The sequence below is a fragment of the Gilvimarinus sp. 1_MG-2023 genome, assembly GCF_030548285.1.
The window spans coordinates 1-1,117 of record NZ_JAUOSC010000029.1 but is presented as its reverse complement, the minus strand read 5'-3'; the positions used below and the strand labels follow the sequence as shown (position 1 = coordinate 1,117).

General features: G+C 58.5%; 1 protein-coding gene. It reads left to right on the top strand.

What is annotated here, in order from left to right:
- The coding region (locus tag Q4563_RS15455; protein WP_303605083.1) for a ShlB/FhaC/HecB family hemolysin secretion/activation protein at window positions 1-1,090 on the top strand (1,090 nt) is incomplete at its 5' end.
- Between the last annotated feature and the right edge of the window lie 27 nt (window positions 1,091-1,117).

Below are 1,117 nucleotides of genomic sequence, written 5' to 3'. Positions count from 1 at the left end.
CATTGCGGTCAACACCACCTTAGTGCCCGGTGAAGAACTCGGCACCAGCGATTTAAACGTTAACGTCAGCCAAGGCCTCTGGGTTAACGGCACCGTGGAGCTGGACAACCACGGCAATGAATCCATCGGTGAATACCGCTTAGGGGCCAGCTTACAAGTGAACAGCCCACTGGGCTTGGGCGATCGGTTCGACTTGCGCGCTCTCGGCTCCGACGAAGAGCAAGTGTTCTTCCGCGCTCAGTACCAACTGCCCGTCGGCCCCTGGGCCACCAACATCGGGGCGGCCTACTCCGACATGGACTACGAACTGGGCGGTAACTTCGAAGACCTTGAGGCCACCGGTAATGCGCAGATTACCACCGTGTTTGCCGACCAGAGCCTGATTCGTACCCGCAACCTCAACCTCAATGTGCAGTTACAGTACGACAGCAAACAGCTCGAAGATAAAACCGACGCCTTTGGCTCCAACAGTGATAAAGAGTCCGAGCTCTACACCCTCACCATCGGCGGTGACTGGCGCGACCAACTGTTGGGCGGCGGTGTCACCCAGTGGTCATTGGCTTATACCCAGGGCGAGCTCACCATCAACAGCTACCTCGACCAAGTGATTGACTCGGTCACCGCGCAAAGCGCTGGCGACTTCGAGCGCTGGACCCCGTCCATCATGCGCTTACAAAACTTAGGCGGTAACTGGAGCCTGCACGCCCAAATTCACGGCCAGTTTGCCGACAAAAACCTCGACTCCTCTGAGAAGTTTAGTCTGGGCGGTGCTTACGGCGTGCGGGCTTACGCCCAGGGCGAAGCCAGTGGCGATGAAGGTTATTTGGCCAACCTGGAGCTGCGCTACAACCTAAACAACCAGTGGCAAGTGTACGGTCTGGTGGACCACGGTGCGGTGGATATCAACCACAGCCCGTGGGAAGCCGATGCCGACAATGACCGCGACCTGACCGGCGCCGGCTTAGGCGCCCGCTACAACAGCGCCAACTGGCACTTCAACGCCAGCCTCGCCGCGCCCATTGACAGTGAAGATACCCTGGGCGATGACGACGATGCGCGCTTATTTGCCAAGGTGGTGTGGAAGTTCTAGGGATGGTGGAACGCGGAGTGTAAAACG